This is a genomic window from Salmonella sp. A29-2 (genome assembly GCF_020150755.1).
GTDB lineage: Bacteria > Pseudomonadota > Gammaproteobacteria > Enterobacterales > Enterobacteriaceae > Salmonella > Salmonella enterica.
Window position 1 is genome coordinate 21,377 of record NZ_CP083731.1, and the last position, 15,499, is coordinate 36,875.

Consider the following 15,499-nt stretch of genomic DNA (forward strand, 5'->3'; position numbering starts at 1 on the left):
AATCATGCCGCAATACCCCATAAGGATAGTGATATGAAAAAAATTACCCTCTATGCGACAACGGTTATCACCGTTGGGCTGTTATGTTATTTAGGTTTGTCCGGGTATGTATGGTATTACGACAAACAGCGCAGTAAAAAAAGCGATGTGCAGGCCTCGGTTGTGGGTGAAAATAATAAAATACTGGGTTATTTCAGGGAGAAAGGATGTGATTATTGTCATACGCCTTCCGCTGAATTGCCTTTTTATTCCTCTTTTCCGGTGGCAAAGCAGCTAATGGATTACGATATCCAGCTCGGCTACAAATCGTTTAACCTGGAGGCGGTACGGGCCGCCCTGATTGCGGATACGCCGGTGCCGCAAAGCGAACTGAATAAAATTGAATGGGTTATGCAACATCAGACCATGCCGCCAACCCGCTATGTCGCGCTGCACTGGGCGGGGGGCGTCAGCGATAAAGAGCGTACTGACATCCTGAACTGGATAGCCGATCAGCGTGAGCACAACTATGCCAGCGCCGATACCGACCCCGCGCACCGGAATGAACCCGTTCAGCCTATTCCGCGCAATATTCCCGTCGATGCGAAAAAAGTCGACTTGGGTTTCCGGCTTTATCATGATGAACGTTTATCCGGCGACAGCACAATATCCTGTGCGCATTGTCACGCGTTAAATGCGGGCGGTGTCGATGGCAGAAAAACCTCAATTGGCGTTGGCGGTGCGGTAGGACCAATAAATGCGCCGACGGTATTCAACTCCGTATTTAATATCGAACAATTTTGGGATGGTCGTGCTGCAACTCTGCAGGAGCAAGCAGGCGGACCGCCGTTAAATCCTATTGAAATGGCTTCTAAATCCTGGGATGAAATTATTAGCAAGCTTGATAAAGATCCTGTCCTGAAAAAAGATTTCCAGGCGGTTTATCCGCAAGGATTTACCGGGGAAAATATTACTGATGCGATCGCCGAATTCGAAAAAACGTTGATAACGCCGGATTCCGCCTTTGATAAATGGCTACGTGGAGATGAAAATGCGCTGACCGCGCAACAGAAACACGGTTATCAATTATTTAAAGAGAATAAATGTGCAACCTGTCACGGCGGTATCATTTTAGGCGGGCGCTCTTTTGAACCATTGGGATTAAAGCGAGACTTTAATTTTGGCGAAATTACCGCAGCGGATATTGGTCGTATGAACGTCACCAAAGAGGTTCGCGATAAATTACGGCAAAAAGTCCCGGGCTTACGCAACGTCGCGTTAACGGCGCCTTATTTCCATCGGGGCGACGTACCGACGCTGGATGGCGCGGTAAAACTGATGCTGCGTTATCAGGTTGGCACCGATCTGCCGCAAAACGATATTGACGATATCGTCGCCTTCCTGGAAAGCCTGACCGGTGTTTATACGCCATATCAACCTCAATATGCGCAATGACAATGATGCTTGAAGCCAGAGATCTGTACTGCGAGCGGGACGAGAGGACGCTGTTTCGCGGGCTGTCGTTCACCATGGAGGCCGGGGAGTGGGTGCAGGTCACCGGCGGCAACGGCGCCGGAAAAACCACCCTGCTGCGCCTGCTGACCGGGCTGGCGCGCCCGGACGGCGGCGAGGTGTACTGGCAGGGCGAGCCCCTGCGCCGCGTGCGCGACAGCTTCCATCGCAGCCTGCTGTGGATAGGGCACCAGCCGGGGATAAAAACCCGCCTGACGGCGCGGGAGAACCTGCACTTCTTCCACCCCGGCGACGGCGCGCGTCTCCCGGAGGCGCTGGCCCGCCTGTGGCTGACCCGCGCCGCGCTGTGGGTGCTCGACGAACCGTTCACCGCCATTGACGTTAACGGCGTGGCGCGCCTCACCCGGCGGATGGCGGCGCACACGGCGCAGGGCGGGATGGTCATTCTCACCACCCACCAGCCGCTGCCGGGGGCCGCGGATACCGTCCGCCGCCTGGCGCTGACCGGCGGGGGGGCAGGGCTGTGATGTGGCGTGTCTTCTGTCTCGAGCTGCGCGTGGCGTTCCGCCACGGCGCGGACATCGCCGGCCCGCTGTGGTTCTTCCTGATGGTCATCACCCTGTTTCCGTTAAGCGTCGGGCCGCAGCCGCAGCTGCTGGCGCGTATCGCGCCGGGCATCATCCAGGTGGCGGCGCTGCTGGCCTCGCTGCTGGCGCTGGAGCGGCTGTTTCGCGACGACCTGCAGGACGGCAGCCTGGAGCAGCTGATGCTGCTGCCGGTGCCGCTGCCGGCGGTGGTGCTGGCGAAGGTGCTGGCCCACTGGGCGGTGACCGGCCTGCCGCTGATTATGCTCTCCCCGCTGGTGGCGCTGCTGCTGGGGATGGACGTGTACGGCTGGAAAATCATGGCGCTGACGCTGCTGCTCGGCACGCCGGCGCTGGGGTTTCTCGCCGCGCCGGGCGTCGCGCTGACGGCCGGGCTGCGGCGCGGCGGCGTCCTGCTGGGCATTCTGGTGCTGCCGCTGAGTGTCCCGGTGCTGATTTTCGCCGCCGCGGCGATGGACGCGGCATCGATGCATTTACCCGCTGACGGCTATCTGGCGGTGCTGGGGGCGCTGCTGGCGGGCAGCGCGACGTTAAGCCCGTTCGCCACCGCGGCGGCGCTGCGCCTCAGCGTGCAGTAGCGCCCCGGCGCGACGGACATTTTACTGGTTTCAGGAGGTCAGGTGACAACGATGTGGAAAACCCTTCATCAGCTGGCGGCGCCGCCCCGGCTGTATCAGATTTGCGGCAGGCTCGTGCCGTGGCTGGCGGCGGCCGGCATCATCGCGCTGGCCACCGGCTGGGTCCGGGGCTTTGGTTTCGCCCCGGCGGACTACCAGCAGGGGGAGGGCTACCGCATTATGTACCTGCATGTCCCGGCGGCCATCTGGTCAATGGGTATCTATGCGGCGATGGCGGTGGCGGCGTTTACCGGGCTGGTCTGGCAGATGAAAATGGCCAGCCTTGCCGTCGCGGCGATGGCGCCGGTGGGGGCGGTGTACACCTTCATCGCGCTGGTCACCGGCGCGGCGTGGGGCAAACCGATGTGGGGCACCTGGTGGGTGTGGGACGCGCGCCTGACCTCGGAGCTGGTGCTGCTGTTTCTCTACGCCGGGGTCATCGCCCTGTGGCACGCCTTTGACGACCGTAAAATGGCCGGGCGCGCGGCGGGCATTCTGGTGCTGGTCGGCGTGGTGAACCTGCCGGTTATCCACTATTCCGTCGAGTGGTGGAGCACCCTGCACCAGGGCTCGACGCGGATGCAGCAGAGTATCGACCCGGCGATGCGCTCGCCGCTGCGCTGGGCCATCGCCGGCTACCTGCTGCTCTTTATGACGCTGGCGCTGATGCGGATGCGCAACCTGATTTTACTGATGGAAAAACGCCGCCCGTGGGTGAGCGAACTGATACTGAAAAGGGGGCACCGGTGAGTCCGGCATTTTCATCGTGGAGCGATTTTTTCGCCATGGGCGGGTACGCCTTTTTTGTCTGGCTGGCGGTGGCGATGACCGTGGCGCCGCTGGCGCTGCTGGCGCTGCACACGGTGCTGCAGCGCCGGGCCATTCTGCGCGGCGTGGCGCAGCAGCGGGCGCGCGAGGCGCGGATGCGCGCCGCACAGGCGCAACAGGAGGCGGCGTGAACCTGCGACGTAAAAACCGGCTATGGGTGGTCTGCGCGGTGCTGGCGGGCCTGGGGCTGACCACCGCCCTGGTCCTGTACGCGCTGCGCGCGAATATCGACCTGTTCTATACCCCCGGCGAAATCCTCTACGGCAAGCGCGAGACGCAGCAGCTGCCGGCGGCGGGCCAGCGCCTGCGCGTCGGCGGGATGGTGATGCCCGGCAGCGTCAGGCGCGACCCGGACTCGCTGAAGGTGAACTTCAGCCTCTACGACGCCGAAGGGTCGGTGACGGTGAGCTATGAGGGGATACTGCCGGACCTGTTCCGCGAGGGGCAGGGGGTGGTGGTGCAGGGCACCCTGGAGAAGGGCAACCACGTCCTGGCGCACGAGGTGCTGGCCAAGCATGACGAGAACTACACCCCGCCGGAAGTGGAAAAGGCGATGCAGGAAAACCACCGCCGCCCGCAACGCGCTGATAAGGACACCTCATCATGATGCCTGAATACGGCCACGCACTGCTGTGCCTGGCGCTCGGCGTGGCGCTGCTGCTGTCCGTTTACCCGCTGTGGGGCGTGGCGCGCGGCGACGCGCGGATGATGGCGTCGGCCGGGGTGTTCGCCTGGCTGCTGTTCATCTGCGTGGCGGGCGCGTTTTTCGTGCTGGTGCACGCCTTTGTGGTTAACGACTTCACCGTGGCCTATGTCGCCGGCAACTCGAACACGCAGCTGCCGGTGTGGTACCGGGTGGCCGCCACCTGGGGGGCGCACGAGGGCTCGCTGCTGCTGTGGGTGCTGCTGATGAGCGGCTGGACCCTGGCGGTGGCGGTGTTCAGCCGGCGGGTGCCGGCGGATATCGTCGCCCGGGTGCTGGCGGTGATGGGGATGGTCTGCGCCGGTTTTCTGGCGTTCATCCTGTTCACCTCCGGCCCGTTCGCCCGCACGCTGCCGGCCTTTCCGGTGGAGGGGCGCGACCTGAACCCGCTGCTGCAGGACCCGGGGCTGATTTTCCACCCGCCGCTGCTGTACATGGGCTATGTCGGCTTCTCGGTGGCCTTCGCCTTCGCCATCGCCGCGCTGCTGAGCGGGCGTCTGGACAGCGCGTTCACCCGTTTTGCCCGTCCGTGGACGCTGGCGGCGTGGGTGTTCCTGACGCTGGGCATCGTGCTCGGCTCGGCGTGGGCCTACTACGAGCTGGGCTGGGGCGGCTGGTGGTTCTGGGACCCGGTGGAGAACGCCTCCTTTATGCCGTGGCTGGCGGGCACCGCCCTGCTGCACTCGCTGGCGGTCACGGAACAGCGCGCCGGCTTCAAGGCGTGGACGCTGCTGCTGTCCATCTGCGCCTTCTCGCTGTGCCTGCTGGGCACCTTCCTGGTGCGCTCCGGGGTGCTGGTGTCGGTGCACGCCTTCGCCTCCGACCCGGCGCGCGGAATGTTTATTCTCGCCTTTATGGTGCTGGTCACCGGCGGCTCGCTGCTGCTGTTCGCGGTGCGCGGGCACAGGGTGCGTTCGCGGGTGAACAACGCGCTGTGGTCGCGCGAGTCGCTGCTGCTCGGCAACAACGTCCTGCTGATGGCCGCCATGCTGGTGGTGCTGCTGGGCACCCTGCTGCCGCTGGTGCACAAACAGCTGGGGCTGGGCAGCATTTCGGTGGGGGAGCCGTTCTTTAACACCATGTTCACCTGGCTGATGGTCCCCTTTGCCCTGCTGCTGGGGGTGGGGCCACTGGTGCGCTGGGGCCGGGACCGGCCGCGTAACATCAGGAAACTGCTGCTCACCGCCCTGGTCTCCACCCTGGTGCTGTCGGTACTTTTGCCATGGCTGCTGGAAGATAAAATCATCGCCATGACGGCGGTGGGGATGGCGATGGCCTGCTGGATTGCGGTGCTGGCGGTGGCCGAAGCCGTACAGCGCGTGTCCCGCGGCACGAAAACCTCTCTCAGCTACTGGGGAATGGTGGCGGCGCACCTCGGGCTGGCGGTGACGATTACCGGCATCGCCTTCAGCCAGAATTACAGCGTGGAGCGTGACGTGCGGATGCGGGCGGGCGACAGCGTGACCATTCACGACTACCGCTTCACCTTCCGGGAGGTGCGGGACATCACCGGCCCCAACTACCGCGGCGGGGTGGCCCTCATCGGGGTGACGCGCCACGGCGAGCCGGAGGCGGTGCTGCACGCGGAGAAACGGCTCTACAACACCAGCCGGATGGTGATGACCGAGGCGGCGATTGACGGCGGGCTGACCCGCGACCTGTACGCCGCGCTCGGGGAGGAGCTGGACAACGGCGCGTGGGCCGTGCGCCTGTACTACAAACCGTTTGTCCGCTGGATATGGGCCGGGGGACTGCTGATGGCGCTGGGCGGGCTGCTGTGCCTGGCGGACCCGCGCTACCGCCGCCGTAAACCATTGCCGGAGGCCGGATGAAACGCAACGTACTGTTATTACCGCTGCTGATTTTTCTGCTGATTGCCGCGGCGCTGCTGTGGCAGCTGGCGCGCAACGCGCAGGGGGATGACCCGACGAATCTCGAATCGGCGCTGACCGGAAAGCCGGTGCCGGCGTTCCGCCTGGAATCACTGGAGACACCGGGTCAGTACTACCAGGCGGAGGTGCTGACGCAGGGGAAACCGGTGCTGCTTAACGTCTGGGCCACCTGGTGCCCGACCTGCCGCGCCGAGCATCAGTACCTGAACCGGCTTTCTGCGCAGGGTATCCGGGTGGTCGGGCTGAACTATAAGGACGACCGGGCGAAGGCGGTGGCCTGGTTAAAGGAACTGGGCAACCCGTATGCGCTGAGTTTATCGGACAGCGACGGGATGCTGGGGCTGGACCTGGGCGTGTACGGCGCGCCGGAAACCTTCCTCATCGACGGCAGGGGGATTATCCGCTACCGCCATGCGGGCGATTTGAATGCCCGGGTATGGGAAAGTGAACTGAAACCGCTGTGGGACAGATACAGCCGGGAGGCGGCGCAATGAGACTGTTACCGGGCATGGTGATGCTGATGCTGGCGCTGGTTATCGCCGGGTCAGCGCGGGCGACCACCGACGTGATGCCGTTTAAAGATGAAGCGCAGGAGCAGCAGTTCCGCCAGCTCACGGAGCAGCTGCGCTGCCCGAAATGCCAGAACAACAGCATTGCGGACTCGAACGCGATGATAGCCACCGACATGCGCCGCAGGGTGTATGACCTGATGCAGGAGGGGAAGAGCCGCCAGGAAATCATCGATTACATGGTGGCGCGCTACGGCAACTTTGTCACCTACGACCCGCCGCTGACCCCGCTGACGGTGCTGCTGTGGGTGCTGCCGCTGGCCGCCATCGTGGCGGGCGGGTGGATAATCGTCGCCCGCACGCGCCGGCGGGTACGCCTGCGCCGGGAGCCGCTGCCGGCGGACACCCCGGTTTGCGGCGCGCGCGCCGGGTGGGGCGTTTACGTGCCGGGGGCCGTCATTGCGCTGGCGGTCGGCGCCGGCAGCTACGCCCTGACCGGCAGCTATCCGCAGGTGAGGGCCTGGCAGCAGGCAACGGCGCAGACGCCGGGACTGCTGGCGCGGGCGCTGGACCCGCAGGCGCAGCCGCTGAATGAGGAGGAGATGGCGCGGCTGGCGCTGGGGCTGCGCACCCGCCTGCAGAATGATGCCGGCAATGTTGAGGGCTGGCTCATGCTGGGGCGCACCGGTATGGTACTGGGTAATGCCGGTACCGCCACCGGGGCGTATGCGAACGCTTACCGTCTGGACCCGAAAAACCGCGATGCGGCGCTGGGTTACGCGGAGGCGCTGACGCGCTCGTCCGACCCGGAGGATAACCGCCGCGGCGGGGAGCTGCTGCGTCAGCTGGTGAGCCGCGACCACACGGATATCCGGGTGTTAAGCCTGTATGCGTTCAGCGCCTTTGAGCAGCAGCGCTTTGGCGAGGCGGTGGCGGCCTGGGAGATGATGCTGAAACTGCTGCCGGCGGGTGACGCCCGGCGGGCGGTGATAGAGCGCAGTATCCGGCTGGCGCAGGAGAAATAAGACCCTGACGGCCCGGTGGCGAGGCGCCATCGGGCCTGGTTATCCCAATGATACGCTAAAGCCTGAAAGTGAAGCCCGTGTGAAGTATGATGACGAGCATCGTCTCTTATCAGGACATCCTATGAAACAAATCACCTTTACGCCGCGCCATCACCAGCTTACCAACACCAATACCTGGACACCTGACAGCCAGTGGCTGGTCTTTGATGTGCGGCCTTCAGGCGCGTCATTTACGGGCAAGACTATTGAGCGTGTCAATGTGCATACCGGCGACGTGGAGGTGATTTATCGCGCTGTGCAGGGCGCGCATGTCGGTGTGGTGACGGTGCATCCTGCCGACAATCACTATGTGTTTATTCATGGCCCTGAAAACCCTGATGAGACGTGGCATTACGATTTCCACCACCGCCGGGGCGTTATTGCAACGCCGGGGGGCGTGACTAACCTCGATGCGATGGATATTACTGCGCCGTATACTCCCGGCGCGCTGCGCGGCGGCAGCCACGTCCATGTGTTTAGCCCGAACGGCGAGCTGGTGAGTTTTACCTATAATGACCACGTTCTGCATGAGCGAGATCCGGCGCTGGATCTGCGTAATGTCGGCGTGGCCGTGCCGTATGGGCCGGTAACGGTGCCGGTTCAGCATCCGCGCGAATACAGCGGTAGCTACTGGTGCGTACTGGTTAGCCGCACGACGTCGGCGCCGAGACCTGGCAGCGATGACATTAACCGCGCCTATGAAGAGGGCTGGGTGGGCAACCGCCAGATCGCCTTTATTGGCGATACGCTGTCGCTGACGGGCCAAAAAGTCCCGGAGCTGTTTATTGTCGATTTACCGTGTCATGAAAACGGCTGGAAACAGGCAGGCGACACGCCGCTGACGGGAACCGAATCAACGATGCCATCGCCGCCGTTGGGCGTAGTTCAGCGGCGTCTTACCTTTACTCACCAGCGTGTTTATCCTGGACTCACTAACGAACCACGCCACTGGGTCCGCAGTAATCCGCAGGCGACGGCGATCGCCTTTTTGATGCGGGACGATAACGGCGTAGCGCAACTGTGGCTGATATCGCCGCAGGGAGGCGAGCCCCGGCAGTTAACGCATCATGCGACCGGCGTACAGTCAGCGTTTAACTGGCATCCGTCGGGTAAATGGCTGGGACTGGTGCTGGAAAACCGGATTGCCTGCTGCGACGCACAAAGTGGGAGGATCGACTTCTTAACCGCCAGGCACGACAACCCGCCGTCGGCGGACGCCGTCGTTTTTTCACCGGATGGGCGACACGTCGCATGGATGGAAGAGGTGAAAGGGTTCCGTCAGCTATGGGTGACGGAAACCGGGCGATAAATCAGGGAGGAGGCATCTTCGCCGGGGGGATGACGGCATTGGTCATTTTCGTCTCCTCCTCGCTTTTCTCGACGCGCGATCTTACCGAACTGTCTTTGCGGAAGATGTCCCACGGCAGAAGGATCGTATCCATCACGGCGGTAAACGGCATATCCAGGATAGCCAACGATTTGGTGCCCCAGTTTGTCTCATCGTTACCGATCATCGTAGCGCTGGCGCGCGTGCCAGGATAAGTGCCTTCTTTACCGCCGGTGTGCGACATGACGCTTGAACAACCGCTTAATAAAAGCATCCCATTCCATATTATCAGCGTTAACCACACGTTTTTTATCATCACTCATTCATCTGTTGGTTGTCGTTATTTGCATGATGAGTTATAGCGATCCGTTGCTAAAAATAACATCACCAGTACGTGGCACTGTGGCGGTAATCGCACTTTAACAATCAGTGCTGTCCCAACCAGTCTATGCAATAGCCAATAAACTGCAAAAAAAAGTCGGATTAAAATACTTGAAAAGTACGTATTCAGACCCATTTATAAGATGTAGTGAATAGAAGGGCACGCCTGATGGGTGTCCTGGCAATCCTGGCCTGTCCATGATGGAAGGTCTGACATTCTCGCTGATTTCAGGAGTTTATGATTATGCGTAACTTTGATTTATCCCCGCTGTACCGTTCTGCCATTGGTTTTGACCGTCTGTTTAACCTGCTTGAAAATAACCAAAGCCAAAGTAATGGCGGCTACCCTCCGTACAACGTTGAGCTGGTAGACGAAAACCACTACCGCATCGCCATTGCCGTTGCCGGTTTCGCGGAAAGCGAACTGGAGATTACCGCCCAGGATAATTTACTGGTGGTAAAAGGCGCTCATGCGGACGAGCAGAAAGAACGTACTTACCTGTATCAGGGCATTGCCGAGCGTAACTTTGAACGTAAGTTCCAGTTAGCGGAGAACATTCACGTTCGCGGCGCAAACCTGGTCAACGGGCTGCTGTATATCGAACTGGAGCGCGTGATTCCGGAAGCGAACAAACCGCGCCGTATCGAAATTAACTGATTCCGTCGGGTCGCGTTGCGCGGCCTGTCATCCCATGCTCGCCGTCAGGGAGCATATTCGCACGTAAAGTGTGAAGGTAAAAACTCGCTTCTTAGAAGGAGAAATGATTATGCGTAACTACGATTTATCCCCACTGCTGCGTCAATGGATCGGTTTTGACAAGCTGGCCAATGCGCTGCAAAACAGCGGCGAAAGCCAGAGCTTCCCGCCCTATAACATCGAAAAAAGCGACGATAACCATTATCGCATCACCTTAGCGTTAGCCGGTTTCCGTCAGGAAGATCTGGATATTCAACTGGAAGGCACGCGCCTGACGGTGAAAGGTACGCCGGAACAGCCGGAAAACGAGCCCAAATGGTTACATCAGGGCCTGGTCATGCAGCCTTTTAGCCTGAGCTTTACGCTGGCTGAGAATATGGAAGTTTCCGGCGCGACGTTTACCAACGGCCTGCTGCATATTGATTTAACCCGCAACGAGCCGGAAACCATTGCGCCGCAGCGTATCGCCATTAACGAACGCTCCGCATTAAATAGCTAATGAGCTCCTTGCCTTGCCCCGCCAGAGATGGCGGGGCTTTTTTGTGCCACGAAAAAGGGTAAGACGCTGCCGAAGTCAGGACGTCTGGGCGGTTTTGTAACATGAGAATGTGCGCCATGCTGTATATATGCCTTAACGGTTCAGTCATAATCCCTATAAATTGAAATGTTACTCACAGGGAAGAAAAGATGAGTGATATCGCATTGACGGTCAGCGTTCTGGCGTTGGTGGCGGTTGTCGGTTTATGGATCGGCAACATTAAAGTGCGCGGTGTCGGCTTTGGTATTGGCGGCGTTCTGTTCGGCGGTATTATCGTCGGCCACTTCGTCGATCAGGCTGGGGTGACGCTGAGCGGCGATATGCTGCACTTTATCCAGGAATTCGGCCTGATCCTTTTTGTTTATACCATCGGCATACAGGTGGGGCCGGGGTTTTTCGCTTCGCTGCGCGTTTCCGGGCTGCGCCTCAATCTGTTTGCCATTCTGATTGTGATTATGGGCGGGTTGGTCACCGCGATTCTGCATAAAATTTTCGCTATTCCGCTGCCGGTGGTGCTGGGGATTTTCTCCGGCGCAGTCACCAATACGCCTGCGTTAGGGGCGGGTCAGCAAATCCTGCGCGATCTGGGAACGCCAGTGGATCTGGTGGATCAGATGGGGATGAGCTATGCGATGGCGTATCCGTTTGGCATCTGCGGTATTTTGCTCACCATGTGGCTGATGCGGCTGATTTTTCGCGTTAACGTCGAGGCGGAAGCGCAGAAGCACGAATCCTCTCTCGCTAACGGTCATTCATTAATTCAAACAATGAATATCCGTGTCGAGAATCCGAACCTCAATAATATGGCTATTCAGGATGTGCCGATCCTGAACAGCGATAAAATCATTTGCTCACGCCTGAAACGCGACGACACGCTGATGGTGCCGTCGCCGGGGACGATTATCCAGGCAGGCGACCTGCTGCACCTCGTCGGCCAATCTACCGACCTGCATAACGCGCAACTGGTGATCGGCAAGGAAGTGGACACCTCGTTGTCGACGCGCGGCACGGATTTACGCGTCGAGCGTGTGGTCGTCACCAACGAAAAAGTGCTCGGCAAACGTATCCGCGATTTGCACTTTAAAGAGCGTTATGACGTGGTTATCTCCCGCCTTAACCGCGCGGGCGTTGAGCTGGTCGCCAGTAGTGACGCTAGCCTGCAGTTTGGCGACATTCTCAATCTGGTGGGGCGTCCTGCCTCGATTGATGCGGTAGCCAATGTGGTCGGCAACGCGCAGCAAAAACTCCAGCAGGTGCAGATGCTGCCGGTGTTTATCGGCATCGGATTAGGGGTTCTGCTTGGGTCAATCCCGTTGTTTGTGCCGGGATTCCCGGTCGCGTTAAAACTGGGGCTGGCCGGCGGGCCGCTGATCATGGCGCTAATTTTGGGGCGTATCGGCAGCATCGGTAAGCTGTACTGGTTTATGCCGCCGAGCGCCAACCTCGCGCTGCGTGAGTTAGGCATCGTTTTGTTTCTGGCGGTCGTTGGGCTGAAATCCGGCGGCGATTTTGTCGATACGCTGACGCAGGGCGAAGGATTAAGCTGGATTGGCTATGGTATTTTCATCACCGCTATTCCGCTGATTACCGTCGGTTTGCTGGCGCGGATTTTTGCCAAAATGAACTATCTGACGCTATGCGGGATGCTGGCCGGTTCGATGACCGATCCGCCAGCGCTGGCATTTGCCAACAATCTTCATGCCACCAGCGGCGCGGCGGCGCTCTCTTACGCGACCGTCTATCCGTTAGTGATGTTCCTGCGTATTATCACGCCACAACTGCTGGCGGTGATTTTTTGGGGAATGGGTTAGCGCCTGATGGCGCGTTGCTTATCCGGCCTATGCACTGTGTTAAATCCAGGCTGGATAACGCGCGCCGCACCGGTCACACCTCTGCTCTTCTTCTTATCTCCTTCCTCAATGAACGCGCTAATCAGCGTAATGGCAACGAGCATAATTCCAATTTTTTCAGTTGGTTATCAATCTTCTTCGCCTTTTTTTTCGTCGCGACGGGTGGTTTTTCAGCTTTTAATTCGGCAATAATGCCTTTCCTGGCGGTGGCGTTGAAAAAGGTCGTAACTGAAATGAAAAATAGCGGGAATGAGCGCGGTTGCGCCGAAACGCATCACCAGTGAACTACAGTTATTTTGCAATAAGATTCCCTTGCTGCGGGATAATGTGAAGCATATCAGCAACAACGTGAGTGGTATTCTGAAAACGAACGGGAATACATAAGAACGTAAAAGGAGTCGTCATGAAGATTTCCCGCCTCGGAGAAGCGCCGGATTATCGCTTCTCGCTGGCAAATGAGCGTACCTTTCTGGCGTGGATTCGCACCTCGCTGGGATTTCTGGCGGCAGGCGTCGGTCTTGATCAGCTCGCCCCGGATTTTGCCACGCCGGTGATCCGTGAACTGCTGGCGCTACTGTTGTGTCTGTTTGCGGGCGGCCTGGCGATTTATGGCTATCTACGCTGGTTACGTAATGAAAAAGCGATGCGTCTGAAAGAGGATTTGCCCTATACCCATAGCCTGTTGATCATCAGCGTTATTTTGATGATTGTCGCGGTGATAGTGATGGGGCTGGTACTGTATGCCGGATAGTCGTAAAGCCCGTCGGCAGAACGATCCGGGACTGCAACCGGAGCGTACGTCGCTGGCCTGGTTTCGCACGCTGCTGGGATACGGGGCGTTAATGGCGTTAGCCGTCAGGCACCACTGGCATCAGGCGGGGTTCTTGTTCTGGGTGTCAATCAGCGTTCTGGCGATAGTGGCGGTGATTCTTTGGCGTTATACCCTGAGTCGTAATTTGATGGATGTCGCGCATAGCGATTTTTCCGAAACTCATGTCATGCGTGACAAATTTTTGATCTCCCTCGCGGTGTTGTCGCTCGCAATCCTGTTTGCTGTTACCCATATTCGCCAACTTATTGCATTTATCGGGAATTTTATATGACAGGACGTCAGGACATTGTCGTGAGTGATGACCAGATTCAGGTCGTCGTAAATCGCCAGAATAGCCAGCGCCCTCAGCAACTGTACCGTAACTTACAACGGCTCGGCATTCGCAATGTCCATTTTATCCCATTGTTGGAACATGACCGGAACGGAATGTTGACCGAGGATTCATTGTGTTCAGCAGACTGGGGGCGGTTTTTAAATAGCGTATTTGATATCTGGGTACGTGAAGATATTCAGCGTATCTCGGTCCGCCTTTTTGATGAGACGCTACAGCAGTGGTGCGGCGGCAGGAATGGTGCTAAAACGCCGGACAAGGCGCCGCTAAGCGCTGAATGTCAGAAGTGTTCTTTATTACGATTTTGCGGCGGCGGATGCCCTGAGCATCGGGATAGCCAGGGGAAAAATCAGCTTTGCGAGGGCTACCAGACCTTTTTTAACTACTCCTCGCCGCATATGCGGGTGATGCGGGATTTACTGAAACAGCATCGCTCGCCTGAGGAGTTGATGGCGATGCTGCGTTAACGTCACAGGCCTGATAAGCGTAGCGCCATCAGGCGATGGCGTGCCGGATGGCGCTGCCGTCTTTCCGGCACTGAGCGAGTATTAGCGTCCTTTTGCCAGGTATTGTTCCATTTCATCCTCCGGCACCATGCCGCCCCCGGTTGCCCATACCAGATGCGTCGCGTTGCCGAGCTGCGTCTGATTGAATCCATGCCTTTGCTGATACTCGGTGGCGGCGCAAATGCGCTGTGGCCCGGCCATCCCCGCCAGAGCTGATGGCTCCAGTCGAATTCCTTCCTCCTGCGCCAGCCAGCCCAGCATGTCGTACATTGTTTGATCGTCTAAGGTATAGAGGCCGTCAAGCAGACGCTCCATTGCCCGCCCAACAAAGCCCGAAGCGCGACCTACCGCCAGGCCGTCAGCCGCCGTCAGGTTATCAATACCGATATCTTGTACTGAGATGGCATCGTGCAGACCGGTATAAACGCCGAGTAACATGCAGGGTGAATGGGTCGGTTCGGCAAAGAAACAGTGGACGTTGTCGCCAAACGCCAGTTTCAGGCCAAAGGCGACGCCGCCAGGGCCGCCGCCAACGCCGCACGGCAGATAAACAAACAGTGGGTGGCTGGCGTCAACGACGCGTCCCTGCTGCGCGAATTGCGCTTTCAGACGCTGACCCGCTACCGCATAGCCCAGAAATAGCGTGCGAGAGTTTTCATCATCGATAAAGAAACAGTTTGGATCGGATTGCGCTGCTTTACGACCCTGCTCAACCGCCACGCCGTAATCATCTTCGTATTCCACGACCGTCACGCCGTGGCTACGTAGCTTCGCCTTTTTCCAGGCGCGGGCGTCGGCAGACATATGTACCGTCACTTTAAAACCGATGCAGGCGCTCATGATACCGATCGATAGCCCCAGATTGCCGGTTGAACCGACGGCGATACTGTACTGGCTGAAGAATTGTTTAAATTCCGGCGAAAGCAACACGCTATAGTCATCGTCGGTGGTTAACAGACCCGCCTCCAGCGCCAGTTTTTCCGCGTGCGTTAGCACCTCGTAGATGCCGCCGCGCGCTTTAATGGAACCAGAGATTGCCAGGTGACTGTCTTTTTTTAACAGCATTTCACCGTCAATCGTTTGCCCATACTCTTTTTCCAGCCGTTTTTGCATGGCCGGAATAGCGACCACGTCAGATTCGATCATGCCGCCAGCGGCAGCGGTTTGCGGAAACGCTTTCGCCAGATACGGCGCAAAGCGCGCCAGACGGTCATGGGCGGCGTTTACGTCCTGCTCCGTCAGGCCGACATACGGTAGACCTTGTGCAAGAGAGGTGGCGCCCGGGTTAAACCAGGTGGTTTCTTTGAGGGCGACCAGATCCTCGACCAAAGGATACCGGGCGATGAGCTTTTGTATGTTTTCCATAG

At 58.9% G+C, this 15,499-nt stretch carries 19 protein-coding genes and 1 other annotated feature; of the genes, 17 read left to right on the forward strand and 2 right to left on the reverse strand.

Features of this window, described 5'->3' with window-relative positions:
• The first annotated feature begins 33 nt into the window (after window positions 1-33).
• From K8W53_RS00080 to K8W53_RS00125, 10 genes are all read left to right on the forward strand, one after another.
• On the forward strand, window positions 34-1,434 hold the full coding sequence (locus tag K8W53_RS00080; RefSeq protein ID WP_023224013.1) for a cytochrome-c peroxidase: 1,401 nt from the start codon (window positions 34-36) through the stop codon (window positions 1,432-1,434).
• A gap of 5 nt (window positions 1,435-1,439) precedes the next feature.
• Window positions 1,440-1,979 carry a heme ABC exporter ATP-binding protein CcmA gene (locus K8W53_RS00085; protein WP_208207309.1) on the forward strand — a complete coding sequence of 180 codons (540 nt, stop codon included), beginning with the start codon at window positions 1,440-1,442 and terminating at the stop codon, window positions 1,977-1,979.
• Window positions 1,976-2,635 (forward strand): heme exporter protein CcmB, encoded by a 660-nt coding sequence (ccmB, locus tag K8W53_RS00090; protein WP_000990028.1) that lies wholly within the window; start codon window positions 1,976-1,978, stop codon window positions 2,633-2,635. The genes K8W53_RS00085 and ccmB overlap by 4 nt, the downstream gene beginning before the upstream one ends.
• 51 nt (window positions 2,636-2,686) lie before the next feature.
• Window positions 2,687-3,424 carry a heme ABC transporter permease gene (locus tag K8W53_RS00095; RefSeq protein WP_058654957.1) on the forward strand — a complete coding sequence of 246 codons (738 nt, stop codon included), beginning with the start codon at window positions 2,687-2,689 and terminating at the stop codon, window positions 3,422-3,424.
• Window positions 3,421-3,633, forward strand: coding sequence for a heme exporter protein CcmD (gene ccmD, locus K8W53_RS00100; RefSeq protein WP_000074110.1), 213 nt, complete (start codon window positions 3,421-3,423; stop codon window positions 3,631-3,633). Before K8W53_RS00095 ends, ccmD begins: the two co-directional genes overlap by 4 nt.
• A complete protein-coding gene (ccmE, locus tag K8W53_RS00105; protein ID WP_001053618.1) occupies window positions 3,630-4,109 on the forward strand; it encodes a cytochrome c maturation protein CcmE in 480 nt (159 codons plus the stop codon). The genes ccmD and ccmE overlap by 4 nt, the downstream gene beginning before the upstream one ends.
• Entirely contained in the window at window positions 4,106-6,037 is a 1,932-nt protein-coding gene (locus K8W53_RS00110; protein WP_000982525.1) for a heme lyase CcmF/NrfE family subunit, read from the forward strand. Before ccmE ends, K8W53_RS00110 begins: the two co-directional genes overlap by 4 nt.
• A complete protein-coding gene (dsbE, locus tag K8W53_RS00115; RefSeq protein ID WP_001533716.1) occupies window positions 6,034-6,591 on the forward strand; it encodes a thiol:disulfide interchange protein DsbE in 558 nt (185 codons plus the stop codon). Before K8W53_RS00110 ends, dsbE begins: the two co-directional genes overlap by 4 nt.
• Window positions 6,588-7,631, forward strand: a complete 1,044-nt coding sequence (locus K8W53_RS00120) for a cytochrome c-type biogenesis protein CcmH (RefSeq protein WP_020838449.1) — start codon at window positions 6,588-6,590, stop codon at window positions 7,629-7,631. The genes dsbE and K8W53_RS00120 overlap by 4 nt, the downstream gene beginning before the upstream one ends.
• A gap of 121 nt (window positions 7,632-7,752) precedes the next feature.
• Window positions 7,753-8,979 (forward strand): DUF3748 domain-containing protein, encoded by a 1,227-nt coding sequence (locus K8W53_RS00125; RefSeq protein ID WP_023224398.1) that lies wholly within the window; start codon window positions 7,753-7,755, stop codon window positions 8,977-8,979.
• Window position 8,980: 1 nt separating this feature from the next.
• Here K8W53_RS00125 and K8W53_RS00130 read toward each other — a convergent pair whose 3' ends face one another.
• On the reverse strand, window positions 8,981-9,313 hold the full coding sequence (locus K8W53_RS00130) for a YceK/YidQ family lipoprotein (RefSeq protein ID WP_001581211.1): 333 nt from the start codon (window positions 9,311-9,313) through the stop codon (window positions 8,981-8,983).
• Window positions 9,314-9,555: 242 nt separating this feature from the next.
• Window positions 9,556-9,629 (forward strand) — a sequence feature (ROSE (Repression Of Heat Shock gene Expression) occurs in the 5'-region of heat shock genes and acts as an RNA thermometer to modulate expression.).
• Between K8W53_RS00130 and ibpA the strand changes: the two genes are divergently transcribed.
• The 7 genes from ibpA (at window position 9,623) to K8W53_RS00165 (ending at window position 14,093) form a co-directional block, all read left to right on the forward strand.
• A complete protein-coding gene (ibpA, locus tag K8W53_RS00135; RefSeq protein ID WP_001532742.1) occupies window positions 9,623-10,036 on the forward strand; it encodes a small heat shock chaperone IbpA in 414 nt (137 codons plus the stop codon). Its footprint overlaps the feature before it by 7 nt.
• Before the next feature lie 109 nt (window positions 10,037-10,145).
• A complete protein-coding gene (gene ibpB / locus K8W53_RS00140; RefSeq protein ID WP_001246919.1) occupies window positions 10,146-10,574 on the forward strand; it encodes a small heat shock chaperone IbpB in 429 nt (142 codons plus the stop codon).
• A 188-nt stretch (window positions 10,575-10,762) separates the two neighbouring features.
• The gene (locus K8W53_RS00145; RefSeq protein ID WP_001279781.1) at window positions 10,763-12,424 is read left to right on the forward strand and encodes a putative transporter; all 1,662 of its coding nucleotides are present in this window, start codon (window positions 10,763-10,765) and stop codon (window positions 12,422-12,424) included.
• Window positions 12,409-12,747, forward strand: a complete 339-nt coding sequence (locus tag K8W53_RS00150) for a hypothetical protein (RefSeq protein WP_052939255.1) — start codon at window positions 12,409-12,411, stop codon at window positions 12,745-12,747. The genes K8W53_RS00145 and K8W53_RS00150 overlap by 16 nt, the downstream gene beginning before the upstream one ends.
• A gap of 119 nt (window positions 12,748-12,866) precedes the next feature.
• Complete coding sequence (locus tag K8W53_RS00155) at window positions 12,867-13,214, forward strand: YidH family protein (protein ID WP_000703964.1); 348 nt, start codon at window positions 12,867-12,869, stop codon at window positions 13,212-13,214.
• The gene (locus K8W53_RS00160; RefSeq protein WP_001113452.1) at window positions 13,204-13,566 is read left to right on the forward strand and encodes a DUF202 domain-containing protein; all 363 of its coding nucleotides are present in this window, start codon (window positions 13,204-13,206) and stop codon (window positions 13,564-13,566) included. The genes K8W53_RS00155 and K8W53_RS00160 overlap by 11 nt, the downstream gene beginning before the upstream one ends.
• Window positions 13,563-14,093, forward strand: a complete 531-nt coding sequence (locus K8W53_RS00165) for a radical SAM protein (RefSeq protein WP_000147833.1) — start codon at window positions 13,563-13,565, stop codon at window positions 14,091-14,093. The genes K8W53_RS00160 and K8W53_RS00165 overlap by 4 nt, the downstream gene beginning before the upstream one ends.
• An 81-nt stretch (window positions 14,094-14,174) precedes the next feature.
• On the opposite strand, the gene dsdA is transcribed toward K8W53_RS00165, so the two are convergent.
• Window positions 14,175-15,497, reverse strand: coding sequence for a D-serine ammonia-lyase (dsdA, locus tag K8W53_RS00170; protein ID WP_023220712.1), 1,323 nt, complete (start codon window positions 15,495-15,497; stop codon window positions 14,175-14,177).
• Window positions 15,498-15,499 lie beyond the last annotated feature (2 nt).